Origin of the sequence: Streptomyces antimicrobicus, from assembly GCF_020532625.1 — a bacterium.
Classification (GTDB): domain Bacteria; phylum Actinomycetota; class Actinomycetes; order Streptomycetales; family Streptomycetaceae; genus Streptomyces; species Streptomyces antimicrobicus.
In genome coordinates this window covers 17,605-34,711 of sequence record NZ_JAJAUY010000038.1, presented here as the reverse complement: position 1 = coordinate 34,711, position 17,107 = coordinate 17,605, and the positions used below count along the sequence as shown (strand labels likewise).

At 75.1% G+C, this 17,107-nt stretch carries 10 protein-coding genes; 2 read left to right on the top strand and 8 right to left on the bottom strand.

All coding sequences use genetic code 11. The features are described 5' to 3' along the window. Positions 1–86: 86 nt before the first annotated feature. The 6 genes from LG632_RS12745 to LG632_RS12720 all read right to left on the bottom strand — a co-directional run bounded on the left by LG632_RS12745 (position 87) and on the right by LG632_RS12720 (position 10,440). Positions 87–1,652: an RNA polymerase sigma factor gene (locus tag LG632_RS12745; RefSeq protein ID WP_308108327.1), complete on the bottom strand. Its 1,566-nt coding sequence runs from the start codon at positions 1,650–1,652 to the stop codon at positions 87–89. A 770-nt stretch (positions 1,653–2,422) separates the two neighbouring features. Then, positions 2,423–3,310 (bottom strand): FadR/GntR family transcriptional regulator, encoded by an 888-nt coding sequence (locus LG632_RS12740; protein WP_226727127.1) that lies wholly within the window; start codon positions 3,308–3,310, stop codon positions 2,423–2,425. Positions 3,311–3,440: 130 nt separating this feature from the next. Further along, on the bottom strand, positions 3,441–5,912 hold the full coding sequence (locus LG632_RS12735) for an ATP-binding cassette domain-containing protein (RefSeq protein WP_226727126.1): 2,472 nt from the start codon (positions 5,910–5,912) through the stop codon (positions 3,441–3,443). A gap of 110 nt (positions 5,913–6,022) precedes the next feature. Further along, positions 6,023–6,772 (bottom strand): NUDIX hydrolase, encoded by a 750-nt coding sequence (locus LG632_RS12730; protein WP_226727125.1) that lies wholly within the window; start codon positions 6,770–6,772, stop codon positions 6,023–6,025. Positions 6,773–6,862: 90 nt separating this feature from the next. Continuing rightward, positions 6,863–8,977 (bottom strand): glycogen debranching N-terminal domain-containing protein, encoded by a 2,115-nt coding sequence (locus LG632_RS12725; RefSeq protein WP_226727124.1) that lies wholly within the window; start codon positions 8,975–8,977, stop codon positions 6,863–6,865. Between the two features lie 233 nt (positions 8,978–9,210). Further along, the gene (locus LG632_RS12720) at positions 9,211–10,440 is read right to left on the bottom strand and encodes a DUF4192 domain-containing protein (protein WP_226727123.1); all 1,230 of its coding nucleotides are present in this window, start codon (positions 10,438–10,440) and stop codon (positions 9,211–9,213) included. Between the two features lie 122 nt (positions 10,441–10,562). On the opposite strand from LG632_RS12720, the gene LG632_RS12715 reads away from it, so the two are divergent. Both LG632_RS12715 and LG632_RS12710 read left to right on the top strand, forming a co-directional pair. Next, the gene (locus LG632_RS12715; protein WP_226727122.1) at positions 10,563–12,722 is read left to right on the top strand and encodes a RecQ family ATP-dependent DNA helicase; all 2,160 of its coding nucleotides are present in this window, start codon (positions 10,563–10,565) and stop codon (positions 12,720–12,722) included. A gap of 214 nt (positions 12,723–12,936) precedes the next feature. Further along, the gene (locus tag LG632_RS12710) at positions 12,937–13,563 is read left to right on the top strand and encodes a hypothetical protein (RefSeq protein WP_226727121.1); all 627 of its coding nucleotides are present in this window, start codon (positions 12,937–12,939) and stop codon (positions 13,561–13,563) included. 2,089 nt (positions 13,564–15,652) lie between these two features. Here the strand turns inward: LG632_RS12710 and LG632_RS12705 are convergent. Beyond that, positions 15,653–16,309, bottom strand: coding sequence for a hypothetical protein (locus LG632_RS12705; protein ID WP_226727120.1), 657 nt, complete (start codon positions 16,307–16,309; stop codon positions 15,653–15,655). A gap of 59 nt (positions 16,310–16,368) precedes the next feature. Then, positions 16,369–17,079 (bottom strand): ribonuclease HII, encoded by a 711-nt coding sequence (rnhB, locus tag LG632_RS12700; RefSeq protein WP_226727119.1) that lies wholly within the window; start codon positions 17,077–17,079, stop codon positions 16,369–16,371. Between the last annotated feature and the right edge of the window lie 28 nt (positions 17,080–17,107).

Here is a 17,107-nt window from a genome sequence, read left to right as displayed (position 1 = left end):
CTCTGTGTGTGCATGACTCCACCCAGAGTGGGACGCCCGGTGGCCGCGCGCACCCGCGCACGGCCACCTCGCGGGGGATCCGCGTGCTAGTCGAGGTAGTCGCGCAGCACCTGCGAACGCGACGGGTGGCGCAGCTTCGACATCGTCTTGGACTCGATCTGACGGATCCGCTCACGCGTGACGCCGTACACCTTGCCGATCTCGTCCAGGGTCTTGGGCTGGCCGTCGGTCAGGCCGAAGCGCATGGAGACCACGCCGGCCTCGCGCTCGCTGAGCGTGTCGAGGACGGAGTGCAGCTGTTCCTGCAGCAGCGTGAAGCTCACCGCGTCCGCCGGGACGACGGCCTCGGAGTCCTCGATGAGGTCACCGAACTCGCTGTCGCCGTCCTCGCCGAGCGGGGTGTGCAGGGAGATCGGCTCGCGGCCGTACTTCTGGACCTCGATGACCTTCTCGGGGGTCATGTCGAGTTCCTTGGCCAGCTCCTCCGGGGTGGGCTCGCGGCCCAGGTCCTGGAGCATCTGGCGCTGCACCCGGGCGAGCTTGTTGATCACTTCGACCATGTGCACCGGGATGCGGATGGTGCGCGCCTGGTCGGCCATGGCGCGGGTGATCGCCTGCCGGATCCACCAGGTGGCGTACGTGGAGAACTTGTAGCCCTTGGTGTAGTCGAACTTCTCGACGGCGCGGATCAGGCCCAGGTTCCCCTCCTGGATCAGGTCCAGGAAGAGCATGCCGCGACCGGTGTAGCGCTTGGCGAGGGAGACCACCAGGCGGAGGTTGGCCTCCAGCAGGTGGTTCTTGGCGCGGCGGCCGTCCTCCGCGATGATCTCCAGCTCGCGCTTGAGCTTGGGGGCGAGCTTGTCGGAGTTCGCCAGCTTGTCCTCGGCGAACAGGCCCGCCTCGATGCGCTTGGCGAGCTCGACCTCCTGCTCGGCGTTGAGGAGGGGGACCTTGCCGATCTGCTTGAGGTAGTCCTTGACGGGGTCGGCGGTGGCGCCGGCCACGGCGACCTGCTGCGCCGGGGCGTCGTCCTCGTCGTCGTCGGAGAGCACGAAGCCCTTGGCCTCGCCGGTCTCCTCCTCGTCCTCGGCCTTGGCCCCGGGGGCCTCGTCGAGCGGCTCTTCCTCGACGGCCTCGTCGACGTCCTTCTTGGCGGCCGTCTTCTTCGCCGCCGTCTTCTTGGCGGCGGTCTTCTTCGCGGCCGTCTTCTTGGCCGCGGTCTTCTTCGCCGCCGCCTTCTTCGCGGGAGCGGCCTCGGCGGCGGGCTCGTCCGCGAGGGCGTCGGAGGTGTCCAGGTCCGCGGCCGGCACCTCGGGCGCGGCGGGCACGGCGGGTTCCGGGGCCGCCGGCTTCGCCGCGGCGGTCTTGGCGGCCGTCCGCTTGGCGGGGGTCTTCGCTGCGACGCTCTTGCGGGGACGCTTGGGCGACTCCGCGGCACTGACCATCAGCGTCACACCCTCTTCCTCAAGGATCTGGTTGAGGCTGCGCAGAACATTCTTCCACTGGGTTGGCGGAATCTGGTCAGCCTCGAAGGCCCGACGCACGTCATCGCCGGCGATCTGCCCCTCGGCCTTGCCCCGCTCGATGAGCGCCATCACAGACTCGGACTCGGCGATCTCCGGCGGGAGCGTACGGGATGTGCTGGCCGACACGAACAACCTCTCGGGAACGATGGGAACGGCTTCCGACCCCGGCCGTGGTGCAGATACCGGAGCCGACGAGCACCGACTGGGGATGGGCCGGCGGCGCGGGCAGGGGCCGGGGAGCTGTCCAGCACCCGCAAGGGCTGCTGTCTTCCCTCCGTCGGCCATCACCACCTAGGTCATCGTGTGACCTCGCAGAGTGTTACGCCCAATCTTCAGTGGCCCGAGTCACACCCCCTTCGCCCGAAACGGGCCGTAAGGCCCTGACAGCGGGTCCGGCCCGGCGCGTGTCCCTACCGCTGCGTACTGTCCACGTCGCCCCGACGGCGCCGCCGAGGCTCATCTACGGCCTCGTACCCGCCCTGGCCCGGCGTACGCCGGTGCTGGCGGACGCGTCGGGGGGTCGCAGGGTCGGGGGTGCCGGCGGTGCGGGCGGACGCGTGGGTACGGGCGGGACGGGTGGTTGCGGGCGGACGCGTAGGTGCGGGCGGGACGGGTGGGTGTCGCGGGAGCCGTGGGTGTCGCCGGAGCCGTGGGTGTCGCGGGAGCCGTCGGAGCCGCGTCCCGCTGGAGCCGGATGTCGCCGGGCCCACCGATGGCCGGTCTCGTCGGGGAAGGCGTTGCCCGGACCCGACGGTACGTGATCGGACCCGACGGTGCGCGGCCGGACCCGACGGTGATCGGACCCGATGGTGCGTGGCCGGACCGCCGGTGTCGCCGGACCCCGGGGCCCGGCGACGACGTGTGCTACCGCCCCCAGCGCGCCGTTCCACCGCCCGTCAGTGCTCGCGCGGGGCCGGGACGACGCGCTCGACCTCGGGGTGAACGGTCAGGAGCTGGCGCATCGCCGACTCGGCGGCGGTCGCGTCGCCGGAGGCGAGCGCCTCGACGATGCGCGCGTGGTGCGCGACGCAGGTCTCGCTCGGGCGGTCGCAGGCGGTGACCGGGCTGCCGGAGACCTGGAGCGCGGCGGAGACGATGCCGGAGAGGTGCTCGAGCATCCGGTTGCCGGCGACCTGGATCAGCAGGGCGTGGAACTCGTTGTCGGCGCGCGAGAAGGTGATCGCGTCCCCCTGGCCGAGCGCGTGGCCCATGATCTCGACCATGTCGGCGAGGCGCTGCTGGATGTCCGCGCGGCCGTGGCCCGCGGCGAGACGGGCGGCGAGCGGCTCGATGGTCCAGCGGAGCTCGTTGAGCTCGCGGCGCTGGTCGTCGCGCTGGGGGCCGAACGCCCGCCACTCGATGATGTCGGGATCGAGGAGGTTCCAGTCGCTGACCGGGCGGACCCGGGTGCCGACGTTCGGGCGGGCGCTGACGAGGCCCTTGGCCTCCAGGACCCGCAGCGACTCGCGGACGACCGTGCGGGAGACCTCGAAGCGCTGGCCGATCTCCTCGGGGACCAGGGGGCGGTCCGCGCCGAGGTCACCCGAGACGATCATCTGGCCGAGCTGCTGGACGAGTTGGCCGTGCAGCCCGCGCCCGCGGCTGCCTGCCGCACGGCGGCCCGCCCGGCTCAACTCGACGTCGGCGCCGTCCCAGTGGGGCGCTCCGACGCGGTCGGTGCCGGGGGCCTCCGCGTAGGGGTAGCGATCGAGTTCGCCCGGGCCGGCGAGGCCGGTGTCGGCATGGCGGGCGGCGGTCATCATGGTGTGCGCAAGGGTACTCACGAATCCTTTGTCGGCCGTGCTTCGACGACCCTTGAGGTCTTTGGTGAAAAGCACACGAAAGGGTGATCGGTGCCACCTGCGCAATTGACGACTTATCGTAAAGAACCGTGCTGTTTGCGAGGAGTTGCGGTCACCACCGGACGCGGCTGCGCAGACCGGTGAACCCATAGGCGCACAAGAGGACCATCACCGACAACGTCAGCGCGGCCCCGACGGGTTGGGCCAGCACCCGGACCGCCCCGCGCACCAGCCGGTCCGCCTCCGGCGGCCACTGGTTCCAGGGCAGCCCGCGCAGCCGCGCCGCCAGCCCGGAGGCGGGGTGGGCGGACGGCCCGTCGAGGGCCCTGCGCACCGGCGGAACCACCAGCAGCGGTACAGCGAGCACCGCGCCGAGCCCGGCCAGGGCGGAGCGGAACACCCCCGAGGCCAGCACCCCGGCCCAGGCGCACCCGACGAGCAGCCCGGCCCAGCTCACCGCCGGGGCGATCCATTCGACGGCCGGGGACCGCAACGGGCCGCGCCCGAACACCAGCCACAGCGCGCCCGCGTCGGCACCGACCGCGAGGGCACCCAGCACCAGCGCGAGCGCCCCGCAGACCCCGAGCTTGGCGCCGAGCAGGCCCAGCCTGCGCGGCACGGTGCCCCGGTGGGCGGCCAGCGCGGGGTAGCGGTACTCCTCCCCGAAGGCCAGCGCCCCGAGCAGCCCCGCGCCCAGCGCGGCCGGGGGCAGCGGCAGCAGCTGCGGCCAGGCGGCGAGCAGTCGGCTCTGCGGTGCTCGCCCGGCCCGGGCGAGCACCAGCGAGACCAGCACCGACACCACGACGACGACCACCGCGGTCAGCACCGGCGTGGCGGTGCCGAACATGCGGCGCACCTCGTACCGCCACGGCCGCAACGGCCCCCCGACCCGCCGCACCCCGCACACGGGCACCCCACTCCCCGCCCACGCCCGCCCCGCGACCCCACCCACCCCGACACCCATCCCACCGCCACCGGCGCCGCCCCCGACTGCGGCGGCGACGGTGGCAGGGGTGGCGGTGGCAGGGGTGGCGACGGCACCCGGGGCGGGGCGGAGGGTGGGGACGGCGGAGACAGGAGCGGAGCCAGGGACGGAGGCGGAGGCGGAGCCAGGGACGGAGGCGGAGATGGGGACGGGAGCGGAGACGGAGCCGGAGGCGGAGGCAGGAGCGGAAAGGGAGACGGAGGCAGGGGCCGGGACGGCACCGAAGGTGGGGAGGCGCGGCGCGGCGGCAGCCGTCGCCCCGGCGTCGAGCAACGGCCCGGCCGGGGCCCAGGGCCGGCTGCCGGTCCCGGCGCCGAGCCGACGACCGACCTCCGCCCCGGCTCCGGCCGCAGGTCGGACGAGGGCGGCCCCGTTCCCGAGCTCGGCCCCGGCCGCAGGTCGGACGGTGGCGGCCCCGCCGCCGACCTCGGCCGCATGCCGGACGGTGACTACCCCGTCCCCGACCTCAGCCCTGACTCCCGCCGCGGGCCGGACGGGGGCGACCCCGCCCCCGACCTCGGCCCCGGCACCGGCCGCCGGTCGGACGGTGACGGCCTCGTCGCCGGCCTCGGGTCCGGGCCGGGCCGCTGCTCCGGCGCCGGCCTGTGGTCGGGTGGAAGCCGTGGAGTCGGCCCAGGCCTGGGCGTCGGGCAGAGGTGCGGCCCAGGCCGCGCGGTCGGGGTCCGGGGGTGCGGGGGTGGACGGGCTCGGGTGCGGCACGGGGGTACCGGTGTCACCCGTTTCGTCGGCGAGCTGGTGGACCAGCACTCCGTGCCGGTACGCCGTCTCACCGATCTCGGCGCAGCTGCTGCCGTAGACCGACAGCCGTGTGCCGCTCTCCGCCACGATCTCCACTGCGCGCTGCCGGTCCCGGGCCTCCCGGCCGAGTACGTCGGCCAGCCGGGCGGCGTGCGGCGTGCGGACCGCGACCCGCGGGCGCAACCGCGTGCGGGCGAACGCGGCCGCGTCCTGGTCGGCGACGAGCCGCCCCCCGGCGATGCTGACGACCTGGTCGGCGCTGCGCGCCGCCTCCTTGGCGTCGTCCGTGGTGTACAGCACCGCCCCGCCCAGGGCCGCGTGACTGCGCATCAGCCCGTACACCCAGTTGCGTTCGCGGGGCGAGAGCCCGGCGGCGGGCTCGTCCAGCAGCAGGGTGCAGGGGTCGGCGAGCAGTGCGGCGGCCAGTCCGAGGCGGCGCTCCATGCCGAGCGAGAGCGAACCGAGCCGCTGGTCCCGCAGGCCGGCGAGACCCACGACCTCGAGCATGGCGTCGGCGCGCGCGGCCGGCACTCCGGCCGCCGCGCACAGCATGCGCAGCTGGTTGCGGACGGTCCGGGACGGGTTGCCGGGCAGATCGCCGAGCAACACGCCGACCTCACGGGCGGGCTGCGGGACCCGGTGCAGGGGGCGCCCGCGGAAGTAGGTGACACCACGGCCCGGTTCGAGCTCGAGCATGAGCCGCAGGGCGGTGGTCTTGCCCGACCCGGTGTCGCCGAGCAGTGCGGTCACCTTCCCGGGAGGGGCCTCGAAGGTGAGGTCGTCCACGGCGGGCGGGAGGTCTCGACGGGGTGCACTGGTGAGTCCGATGGCCTGGAGCATCGCTTCTCCCGCGGGGAGTCAGACCGCTCTGCGGCAGTGTGAGTACCCCACGCAAGATAACGCGATATGTCCGATTTTCTGGGCAACCGGCCCGATGAACTGGCGGGTCGTCAGACTTCCGGCCGCAGCATCGGCGGATTGAGCAGGGTCGCCCCGCCGGCCCGGAACAGCTGGGCCGGGCGCCCGCCCTGACGGGTGGTCGTCCCCCCGGCGGGCACCAGGAACCCGGGGGTGCCGGTGACCTTGCGGTGGAAGTTGCGCGGGTCCAGCGCCACTCCCCACACCGCCTCGTAGACCCGGCGCAGCTCGCCGACGGTGAACTCGGTCGGGCAGAAGGCCGTGGCCAGCGAGGAGTACTCGATCTTCGAACGGGCCCGCTCGACCCCGTCCCCGAGGATCTGCGCGTGGTCGAAGGCGAGTCCGCCGGGGGCTTCGGCGTCGCCGGCCGCGAGCAGTTCGTCCACGGGTGCCCAGCGCGCGCTGTTGGCGTCCCCACCGGCCCGGGGTGCCGGCAGGTCGGGGGCGAGCACCAGGTGGGCCACGCTGACCACCCGCATGCGCGGGTCCCGCTTGGGGTCGCCGTAGGTGGCGAGCTGTTCCAGGTGTGCCCCGTTGTCCACGCCCGGCCGGCCGGGGTCGTGGGCGCACAGCCCGGTCTCTTCGGCGAGCTCACGGGCGGCGGCCGCTGCCAGGTCCTCGTCACCGCGTACGAAGCCTCCGGGCAGGGCCCAGCGGCCCTGGAACGGCGGCTCACCCCGCTTGACGACGAGCGCGCAGAGCGCGTGGCGCCGCACGGTGAGCACGACCAGGTCGACGGTGACAGCAAAGGGCGGGAAAGCCGACGGGTCGTAGGGCGACATGCCGCGATCATAGTCGTCTTCCTGACGATAAACAGCTCTTTGCTGATCCCGAAGCCCGGGAAACGCGGCCCGGCGGCCCCGGCCGGATCCTCAGCCGCCCAGTTGCAGCGCATCGGCGGCCTCCTCCACCATCCCGAGCCCGAGCCGGCTGACCCGCACGCTGAACGGCTCCCCCGCCACCCGCAGACCGGACAGCCGTACCGCCCCGAGCGGAGCTCCGGCGAGCGGGGCGAGGGCGACCGTGCCGGCTGGTGCATCGGGCCGGATCCCGGCCAGCGCGGTCAGCGCGTGGATCCCGGCCGCGGCGGACACCGCGGCCGGCCGGCAGGCCGCAGGGTGCGGCAGCGGGGCGCTGCCCTCGGTGCGCTGCTCGGCGGCATACATCTCGGGCAACCGGTAGCCGAACTTCTCGGCGGCGTCGAGCAGTCCGCGCAGCAGCGCCCCGGCCTCCTTCTCGAAGCCGGCCACGGCCAGCCCGGCCGCCGCGACGGCGCTCTCGTACGGGCGCACCGCGCCGGTGCGGTGACCGAAGGGGTTGTGTCCCGGCTCCCGTACGGCCATCCCCCGCAGCCCCCATCCGGAGTCCATGGCGGGCGTCCCCAGCAGCCGGGCGAGCTGCTCGGTACGGATCCGGTCGAGGAGTCCGGGGGCCGGCTGCCCGCGGCCCAGTAGTCCGGTGTCCAGCAGGTGCGCGGCGGCGCCGGTCAGCCGGGCCAGCGGACGCCCGTCGGGATGGACGGCGGCGGCCGGGCGGCCGCCGTCCGGGCCGTCGAGCCAGAACGCCTCGCCGAACCGCCGCCGCAGGGCGGCGGCCCACTCCCGCCACTCCTCGGCCCCTGGACGCCCGCAGCCGGCCAGCAGGTCGGCCCCGAGCAGCGCGGCCCGGTGGGCGTGGGCCTGGATCTCGCAGCGCCGGGGCCCGGTGTGCGGGTCGGGGTCGGCCAGGAAGCCGTCCTCCCCAGTGTTCCGGCGGAGCCAGGTCAGGCAGCGCTCGGCCGACGGGAGCAGCTCCCCCAGCTCCGCCTCCGGCATCCCCCACCGGCGGGCCTCGGCGAGCACCACGGGGAAGGCCAGGGTCGCCTCCGTGCCCGTGCAGCCGGGGGGCAGTGGGGGTCCGGCGCCGCGCAGCGGGCCGGGGATCTTCCCGGCGTCCGCGCCGCGGCCGCCGGCCTGGGTCCGGGCGAGGACACGCAAGGTGGCCGCGGCCAGGCCCGTGCCGAGCGGGAGCGCCATCCTGGCGGCCCACAGGGACTCGGCCGGGGCAAGACCGCACCGCCAGGGCACACCGGCCGCCACGAAGGCGTCGGAGGGCTCCTCGGGGTCCCTCAGCAGCAACGCGCCGAGGTCGTCGAGGCTGGTGCGGAACCAGGCGTCGACCCGGGGGTCGTCCCCCTCCGCCCGAGCGGCCGCCAGGGGGTTGGCCACCTGCCCGGCAGGGGCCCGCGAGGCGCGGTCCTGGGTGGTGCGCAGCTCGATGGTGCGGGCCTGTCCCGGCGCCAGTTCCAGCTGCCAACGCAGCAGCCCGCCTGCCGCCAGGGCGTCGTCGGGCGGCGGGTCGGCCGTGGTGACGGACCGGGCCCGGTCGCTGCTCCAGCGCAGCCCCGCCGCCGAGACCCCGGCGGGCAGTTCGGGTCCGGCCCGGCCCGCCGCGACGGCGGCGAGCTCCGCCAGGTCGGTGCCGAGCGCGATCTCGACGGGCAGCCGCACCGGGCGGGCGAGGTGGCTGCGCAGGGTGATCCGCTCGGTCCCGTCGGCATGGCGCACCCGCTCGACGGTGATGTCGGGATCCGGCCCGGGCTCCGCACCGGAGCGCACGGCCGCGGTGAAGGCGGCCCGGTCGGCGCCGAGGCTGCGGCTCTGCACGGCGACCGGATCCTGACCGCCGACGCGCAGCAGACAGCGGGAGAGCAGCCGGCGCCCCGCGTGGTAGACCCCGTCGAGGCCGCGCCCGGTCAGCTGACCGTGCTCCGGGGAGATCACCAGACCGGGCGCGGCGACGCAGAGGACCGCCCCGTGGACCGGTGGCAGCTCGGGCCGTGGGACGGCGCCGGGTCCGATGCCGGTGCCGCCGATGCCGCCGGTGGCGGGGCCGGAGCCGGAGCCGGCAGCAGGTGGCCGGGCGTGCGGAAGGCCGGGCTGAGGGGCGGGGGGCGGTCCGGAGGCGGACGCACCGCGGGGATGGGCCGGGGGTACGGGGTGGGCCATGCGTCGCCTTGTCTGGGCTCCGGTCGGATGCGCTGGGCGGCGCGGGCGCACCCCCGCCACCCGAGAGCTGAACGCCGGTCCCCCCGCCCGGGTCACGGCTGCCGCCGCCCTCCGGGCCGGCCTCAGCCACCCGCGGAGCCGTACGGCCACCGTCCTGTGGCCCCGTCCGGGCGCCGGAGCGGGGTGTCCCGGCCCGCCGAGCCCCCGCGCGCCGAGCCGCGAGAACCGGGCAGTCATCGGTCGCTCCCGCTCGTGCGGCGGCTCCGGGGACGGGGGAGGCGACGGCGGCCGGGCGGTCGGGTGGAGCGGCGCCTGCGGCGGGGCTCCCGCCTCAGGCGCTGCTCGCGCAGGCAGTGGCGCAGGCCCTCCGGGTCGATGCCCTCGTTGCAGGCGTGGTGCAGCAGCTGGGCGAAGCGGTATTCACCGTCGGCCTGGAGGGCGAGGGTGAGGGCGATCCGGGCGGTCGGCTCGTCGCCGGTGGACCAGGAGACCCATCCGGCGAGGGTGAGCGGGGCCGCGGCGTGCTCGCCGTAGGCCCCGACGCAGCGCCGGGCCAGGGCCCGCCACAGCCGCAGGGCGGGGGCCGCTTCCTCCCCCTCCATCCACTCGGCGGCGATGTCGCGCACCTCGCGGTCCTGGAGCCCGAGGATCAGCGACGCCGCCTCGTCGTGGCAGAGCAGGGCGTCGTCCCAGTCGTCCGCGCGGGGCCCGCCCTCGGCGGGCGGGGTGAGCGTGAAGCGCTGCACCAAGGTTCGGACCAGGGCCACGGTCTCGGCCCCGACCTGCTCCTTGGTGGCGCCGTCGAGGATCCTCGGGACGAGGGCGGCGGCGGCCCGGTCCAGGGCCTGCTCCTGGGCCTCGGCGGTGGGGCCCCGCAGCGGTGACAGCCGCCGTTCGATCTCCTTCAACGTGCCCCTGACCTGGAGCCCCGCGAAGGTGGCGGCGGCCGCCATCACCGAGGTGCCGGCTGGGGCCAGGGATGTGCCGTCGGCCGGGCAGCAGCGCGGGTCCGGGCAGCAGTAGGACCAGTACCGCCCGTCGGAGATGCACAGCGCTTCGAGGACGGGCACGTCGAGCGCCCCGCAGGCGATCCGCACGCGCTGGGCGAGGGGGCGCAGCCGGGCCATCACCTGCTGGGCGGTCTCGTCCTCGCGCGGGTCCTGGCAGAGGTAGACGACGATGCCGTCGGGCTTGCCGGAGCGCCGCTCGCTGCCGCGGACGAGGCAGTCCGCGACGAGGCGGGCGGTCTCCTCCCACTCCTCGGGCTCGGCGGGGATGCCGACACGGAGTCGGCCGCCGAAGCGCCCGCCCTCACCGTGCACGGCGACCATCACGAGGGAGTCGTCGGGGTGGAAGCCGACCATGTACGGAAGGGCGTCGGCCAGTTCGGCGGGGCTGCGCAGGGTGATCTGGGAGACAGTGGTGGTGGCGGACGGGTCACGTGGTTCGCGGTTCTTCGTCATGGCTCGAAGGTCCCGTGCCTTCGCCGATCCCAAAAGCCCTGTGGATAACTCTTGAAACCGAAACGTCCACAGCCGCCGGGCGCCGTTGGCGTGATGTCGGAGGCATCGGGTTGCATGGGTGCATGAACGCAGACCTGAGGTCATCGGCCGATTCCGTACTCGCCCGTCTCGTAGGAGACCCGACGGGCACCGCCCGGCTGCGCGAGGACCAGTGGCGGGCGATCGAGGCCCTGGTCGCGCACAAGCGGCGTGCGCTGGTCGTGCAGCGCACGGGCTGGGGCAAGTCCGCGGTGTACTTCGTGGCCACCTCCCTGCTGCGGGCGGCCGGCGCGGGTCCCACGGTGATCGTCTCCCCGCTGCTCGCGCTGATGCGCAATCAGGTGGAGGCCGCCGCGCGGGCCGGGATCCACGCCCGGACCATCAACTCCGCCAACCCCGAGGAGTGGGAAGGCATCCAGGCGGAGGTCGCGGCGGGCGAGGTGGACGTCCTCCTGGTGAGTCCCGAGCGGCTCAACAATCCCGACTTCCGTGACCAGGTCCTGCCGAAGCTGGCGGCGGCGACCGGGCTGCTGGTGGTGGACGAGGCGCACTGCATCTCCGACTGGGGGCACGACTTCCGCCCCGACTACCGCCGGCTGCGCACCATGCTGGCGGACCTGCCACCGGGGGTGCCGGTGCTGGCGACGACGGCCACGGCCAACGCCCGGGTGACCGCCGACGTCGCCGAGCAGCTCGGCACGGGTGCGGGCTCGGACGCGCTGGTGCTGCGGGGCCCGCTGGACCGGGAGAGCCTCAGCCTGGCGGTCCTCACGTTGCCGGACGCCGCGCACCGGCTGGCCTGGCTCGCCGACCACCTGGGCGAGCTGCCGGGCTCGGGGATCATCTACACCCTGACGGTGGCGGCGGCCGAGGAGGTCACGGCGTACCTGCGCCACCGCGGCCACCAGGTGGCCTCGTACACGGGCAAGACGGAGAACGCCGACCGCCAGCAGGCCGAGGACGACCTGCAGGCCAACCGGGTCAAGGCCCTGGTGGCGACCTCGGCGCTGGGGATGGGCTTCGACAAACCCGACCTGGGCTTCGTCGTGCACCTGGGGTCGCCGTCGTCACCCATCGCCTACTACCAGCAGGTCGGGCGCGCGGGCCGCGGCGTGGAGCACGCGGAGGTGCTGCTGCTGCCGGGCCCGGAGGACGAGGCGATCTGGAAGTACTTCGCGTCGGTCGCCTTCCCGCCGGAGGAGCTGGTGCGGCGCACGCTCGACGTGCTGGCGCAGGCGGGCCGGCCGCTGTCGCTTCCCGCCCTGGAGCCGCTCGTGGACCTGCGGCGCACCCGGCTGGAGACCATGCTCAAGGTCCTCGACGTGGACGGCGCCGTGCACCGGGTGAAGGGCGGCTGGACCGCGACGGGCGAGCCGTGGGTGTACGACGCCGAGCGCTACGCCTGGGTGGCCCGGCAGCGGGCGGCCGAGCAGCAGGCGATGCGCGACTACGCCGCTACGACGGGGTGCCGGATGGAGTTCCTGCGGCGCCAGTTGGACGACGAGGAGGCGGCGCCCTGCGGCCGCTGCGACAACTGCGCGGGCGCCCGCTTCGCCGCTGACGTGTCGTCGACCGCGCTGGAGGTGGCCCGGGGCGAGCTCGGCCGACCGGGGGTGGAACTGGAGCCGCGCAAGATGTGGCCGACGGGGCTGGCCGCGGTCGGGGTGGACCTCAAGGGCCGGATCCCCGCCGGGGAACAGGCCGCGCCGGGCCGGGCCCTGGGCCGGCTCTCGGACATCGGCTGGGGCAACCGGTTGCGCCCGATGCTCGCCGCGCAGGCTCCCGACGGGCCGGTTCCGGACGACGTCGCGCAGGCGGTGGTGGCGGTTCTGGCCGACTGGGCGCGTGGCCCGGGCGGCTGGGCCTCTGGCGCTGCGGACGCCCCCGCCCGGCCGGTGGGCGTGGTGGCGGTGCCGTCCCGTCACCGGCCTCAGCTGATCGGGTCGTTGGCCGCGCGGATCTACGAGGTGGGGCGGATCCCCCTGCTGGGGAGCCTCCGGTACACGGACGCGCTGCCGGAGTTCGGCCTGTCCGCCGCCAACAGCGCGCAGCGCGTACGAGGACTCCACCAGGCGTTGAGCGTGCCCCCGGAGCTCGCCGCGACGCTGGCGGAAGCGGCGGGTCCGGTGCTGCTCGTCGACGACCGGGCGGAGAGCGGCTGGACCCTCGCGGTGGCCGCGCGGCTGCTCCGCCGAGCCGGTGCGAAGGAGGTGTTTCCGCTGGTACTCGCCGTCCAGCCGTAGTCGAATGCGTCAGGTCCGGCGCGGCGGGGCAAGGATATGAACGGCATACCGTCCATTTCCGGTCGGCGGCACCAATTGCTCGTTGCCGCATGCTGACGCGCCACGCGAGAATTGGAGGGCTCCCGCTCGGCTCGTCGGCACCCACACGGCCGCGCTGCGGCGCGCCCACACCCCAGCCGTGCCCGTTCGCGGGCGTGTACCCGAAGGGAGGACCGTGACCTTCGGATTCGCTCCGCCCGCCGCCTCGTCGCTCAACGCCGCCGCGGGCGCCAGCCGGCACGGCAGGCTGCTGGAGCCGGCCGAATGGACGGCGTCCGGGATTCCGCTGCTGCGCAATCCTCGGGAGCTGGTCAGCGGGCTGCACTCCCGGCACCGGCCGGTGCCCTCGACCGCCGTGATCGCCGTCCTCGGGCCGGAGGAACGGCTCGTGGCCAGCGCCTCGTTCATGCAGCGCTCGGCCTCGGCGGACGGTTGGGAGTACCGCAACGCCCTGCTGTCCCGGCTGCGTCGGGTGCTCCCGCACGACCTGCGCAGACGCACGCCCGTCCGGACCGCGGTGCTGCTGTGGTGCCGCGAGGGCGACGAGCGGTGGACTGAGGAGGACGGGGCCTGGATGTGGGGGCTGCGCGACGCGTGCACCCTCCATGGGCTGCGGTGCGGCGCCTTCATCACGCTCAGCCGCGAGGGCTGGCAGGTGCTCGGTGACGGCCGTGGTGGGCGGCGGCCGTCCTTGCACTCGCGGCCGGAACCGCTCGGTGAGACGACGGTGGAACCGGTTGCGCTGCCGCTGAGCACCGGCGGCGGATCGGTGGAGGCCCTGCGGCGGACCGCCGCCCGCTGACCGGCCGCCACCGGTCACCGCCCCGGGGAGGCGCCGAGGGCGCCTCGGCCGGAGCGGCGCGAGGCTGCGGGCTTGAAACGGAGCTCTGTGCGGAGCAGGCCGTTCCCGGCGGGGGCCGAAGCGGAGCCCTGCACCAGCCCGGAGCGGGGCGCAGCGGCCTCCCGACCCGGGACCGGCCCGACGAGGCGGAGCCCCGCCCCGGCCCCGAGCGAAGCACAGCCGCCTGCGGCCCGGGACAGGCTCGCGCAGCGGGAGCCCCGACCCAACCCCGAACGAAGCACAGCCGCCTCCGGCCCACACTGGCTCGGCGGAGCGAAGCCCCGGGGCCTGGCCTGAGCAAAGGACAGCCGCCTGCGGCCCGGGACAGGCTCGCGCAGCGGAGCCCCGACCCAGCCCTGAACGAAGCACAGCCGCATCCGGCCCACACTGGCTCGGCGGAGCGAAGCCCCGGGGCCCAGCCCCGAGCGAAGCACAGCCGCCTCCGGCCACACCGGCTCGGCGGAGCGAAGCCCCGGGGCCCAGCCCCGAGCGAAGCACAGCCGCCTCCGGCCCGGGACAGGCTCGCACAGCGAAGCCCCGACCCAGCCCCGAACGAAGCACAGCCGCCTCCGGCCACACCGGCTCGGCGGAGCGAAGCCCCGGGGCCTGGCCTGAGCGAAGCGCAGCCCCCTCCGGCCCACACGGGGACTCGGCGAGGCCGAGCCCCGGCCCAGTCCCGAACGGAGCACAGCCGCCTCCGGCCCGGGGCTGGCTCGCGCAGCGGAGCCCCGACCTAGCCGCAAGCGAAACACGGCAGCCTCCGACCCACACCGGCTCGGCGCAGCGAAGCCCCGGGGCCCAGCCCCGAGCGAAGCACAGCCGCCTCCGGCCCGGGACAGGCTCGCACAGCGGAGCCCCGACCCAACCCCGAGCGAAGCACGGCAGCCTCCGACCCACACCGGCTCGACGAGACGAAGCCCCCGACCGGCTGGGAACGAAGCGCAGGGCATCCCGCCCAGCTTTGGCTTGGCGAAGCCGAGCCCCAGGCGATCGGGAACGAAGCGTAGGAGCTCCAGCCTGGATGCGGCTCGGCGATGGCGGGGATCGGATCAGCCCGGAGCCAAGCGCAGGGCCTCCGGCCCTCGGCTCGGGCTCAACGGAACCGAACCCCGGACCGGCCGAGAGCGAAGCGCGCCGCCTCCGGCCCGGCGCCGGCTCCGATCCGGCTCCGGCTCCGGCTCCGGCTCCGGCGCGACGGAACCGAGCCCCGGACCCCTCGGGGGCGAAGCCCTGGACAGCCCCGGACGAACCGCGCGATTGCGGCCCTGCACTGGCTCGGCGGAGTGGAGCCCTGGAGCAGCTCGGGAGGCTCAGGGCTTCCGGCCCGGGGTTGGGTCGGCGGGGACGAGGCCTGACGCGGGGGCGTCGGGCGGGGCTCGCCCGGGTGGGGTGCCGGTCGTCCGCCAATTGCTGGCCTCCGTGGGGCCCCCACCTCATCGGGCGTCCCCGTGTCGCGCCAGTCGGTACGGGTCGTCCGACAGGCGTCGGTCAGGCACGGGTCGGCGCGTACGCGCCTGCCGTTCCGGGCAGCCAGCAGGCGGGCGACGCGACCGGGCGGGTGCCGTCCGCCAGTTGTTTCACGAGGTGGCCGTCGTACGTGGGCCGGCCTCCGCGCCGGTCGTCATGGGTCGGCCGACACCCCCATCGGCCGTCCTCCGCCGGTCGTCATCCGGCGGCCGTTCTCCGGAGATGGTCACCCCCGGCGGCCGTCCTCCGCAGATCGTCACCGAGCGGCCCTCATCCGCCGGCCGGCACCCATAGGCCGGCATCCGCCGGCCGCCACGGGGCGGCCGTCGCACGTCGTCCGTCAGCCGTCAGCCGTCAGCCGGCGTCCGTCGCACGTGTCGTCCGTCGCACGTCGTCCACCGTCCGCTGCCGTCGGTGTGTGGTGGTAGTGGTCCGCACCGGGGTGTTCGTGACCCAGCGGCCCTTGCCCCCGCCAGGGGGCCGGCGAGCCGGGGTGGCCGTCGGGGGGCCGCCGGTGGGGAGGGCTTCAGCGGGGCCGGCGCGCGGCCTGCCCCGCCCCTCGCCCTCGTGCGGGTACGGGGCGTCAGACGCCCGCACCCAGCACGGAGTTGATCTGCTCGGGGTCGCCGCACACGACGAGCAGCGCCCCGGCGCGCGCGAGCGCGACCGGCAGGGCCGTCGCCATGGCGTCGGCCGGACCGCCGTTGGCCGCGAAGACCACGACCGGGCGGCCCGCGGCCCGCTGCGCCTGGGCGGCGTCGGCGTAGAAGACGTCGTCGCCGGCGTCGTGCTGGGCCCAGTAGGCGGCTTCGCCGAAGGACAGCTCGTGCGCGGCCCACGGGTGGAGCTCACCGGTGGTCAGCACCAGGATGTCGCCGGGGGCTCGGCCGGTGTCGAGCAGCAGGTCGACGGCTTCCTCGGCGGCGTCCAGCGCGCCCGCGGCCGAGGCCGGGATCAGCTGGATCTGCGGCACCGCGGCGGAGACCGACGGAGTGGTGGCAGGCGCCGCGGGAGCGGCGGCGGGCGGAGCGGGACGCGGCGCGGGCGGCGCGGGCCGGGGCACGGCACCGGGGCGGACCGCCGTGGCGGGCGAAGGACCGGGGCGGCCGGGCCGCGGGACGGCGGCGGGACGCGGACCAGGTACGGGGCGAGGGGTCGGCGCGGTGCGGCCTGCGGCCGGGGTCACGCGGGGACCCTGGGCACTCTCGGGAATCTGAGGCTCCTCGGGTATGAGAGGCATGAGTTGATGTCTATCAAACACCGGTACGAAACGTACCGGTCGGTGGCACTTGGGTGCGATCAGAAATCGAAGCCGAGTTGGCCTCCGTTTTCCAGCTCCAGCTGTTCGTCGCTGCGGCGCACCTTCTTCAGGTGGCGCCATCGGGGCAGCGCGTCGAGGTACGCCCACGACATCCGGTGGTACCGGGTGGGCCCCAGTGCCTCGAGCGCCGCCTTGTGCACCGGGGACGGGTAGCCCGCGTTGGCGGCGAAGCCGAATTCCTCGCAGCCACCGCCGACTTCACCGAGGCCGGCCATCATCCGGTCGCGCTCGACCTTGGCGATCACCGAGGCCGCGGCCACCGCGATGCAGGACTGGTCGCCCTTGATCACCGTACGGACCTGCCAGGGCGCGCCGAGGTAGTCGTGCTTGCCGTCGAGGATCACCGCGTCCGGCCGTACCGGCAGCGCCTCCAGGGCGCGTACGGCGGCCAGCCGCAGGGCGGCGGTCATGCCCAGCTCGTCGATCTCCTCGGGGCCGGCGTGCCCGAGCGCGTGCGCCGTGACCCAGCTGCGCAGCACCACGGCCAGCTCGTCGCGCCGCTTGGGGGTGAGGAGCTTGGAATCGGTGAGCCCCTCGGGCGGCCGGCGCAGGCCGGTGATCGCCGCGCACACCGTCACGGGACCGGCCCATGCCCCTCGTCCGACTTCGTCGACCCCGGCGATGACCTTGGCGCCGGTTGTAGCGCGGAGGGAGCGTTCGACGGTGTGGGTGGGTGCTTCGTACGGCATGGCGCCAGCAAGGTTACGCCGCCCGGGG